General features: G+C 71.9%; 1 protein-coding gene. It reads left to right on the plus strand.

Annotated features, from left to right (window positions below):
* Window positions 1-130 precede the first annotated feature (130 nt).
* The coding region (locus tag AC3ET4_RS30810; RefSeq protein ID WP_431955264.1) for an IS1634 family transposase at window positions 131-1,242 on the plus strand (1,112 nt) is incomplete at its 3' end.

Genomic DNA, 1,242 nt, shown 5'->3' on the forward strand with positions numbered 1-1,242 from the left:
CCCGTACTTCGCGGGTCGCTGATTCGGCTGGGATCGGGGAGCGGGCAGTGTCCGGTGCACGCCTGCGGGCGTTGGTCCGGGTGTGTCGATGACTTCCCGGTCCCCGCGGCCACGGACGGAGCGACCTCGTATGGAGGTCGTGATCGAGTCCGTGGTGACCAAGCGTCTGGGCGCTCTGCCTGTCGCCGCCGAGTTTCTGCGCCGGCTGGATGTCGCGGGGATCGTCGACGGCTTGTGCCCGCCCGATCCGCGGGCTGACCTGACGCACGGCCAGGTGATCGAGGCACTGGTGGCGAACCGGCTGACCTCGCCGGCGCCGCTGTTCCGCGTCGGGGACTGGGCGCGTGAGTGGGCGGTGGAGGAAGTCTTCGGAATCGAGGCCGAGCTGCTCAACGACGACCGGCTCGCGCGTGCCCTGGACGCGATCGCCCCGCACCTGGACCGGCTCGCCGGCAGCGTCGGAGCGGCCGCGATCGGTGCCTTCGGCCTGGACACCGCCCGCATCCACTGGGACATGACCAGCATGTCCGTCCACGGCGCCTACCCGGTCCAGGACCAGGACGGGGACTACCCCCAGGTCAAGTACGGGCATCCCAAGGACCGCAGGGTGGACCTCAAGCAGATCCAGGCCGGGCTGGGGGTGAGCGCCGACGGCGGAGTCCCCGTCCATGCCAAGGTCTTCGACGGCGGGGCCGGGGAGGTTGCGCAGGTCGTCGACGCGATGAAGGCCCTTCGGCAGCTCGCGGACGAGCGACGGCTGCTGCTGGTCGCGGACTCCAAGCTGTACTCCTGGGGCAACATCGCCGCGCTCCTTCAGGCCGGGGTGGACTTCATCGCCCCGGTCCCCGCCGCCAAGATCGACGACGCCTTCTACGCGGGTCTGGACCTGGAGCGGGCCGCGCCGGTGGACTACACCGCCGGACGCGAGGAGCGCCTGCCGCCCGAACAGCGCGGACGCTACCGCGTGCTCGAGGACGTGCACCGCATCCCCGGGCCGCGCAAACGCGACCGGGTGCTGGAGGTGCGCCGCATTCTGGTGCACTCCACCGGCAGCGCCGAGGGCCAGCGCCAGGCCCGGGAGAAACGCCTGGCCAAGGCCGCGGCCGAGCTGGCCAAGGTCCAGCGCGGCGCGGGCGGGCGCTACTACCGCACACCTGAGAAGATCGCCGCCCGTGTCGGGGTGATCGCCAAGACCCGCCGGGTCGCGTCCTGCCTGCGCACCGCGATCACCGCCGACGAGCA

The organism is Actinacidiphila sp. bgisy167, from assembly GCF_057707665.1.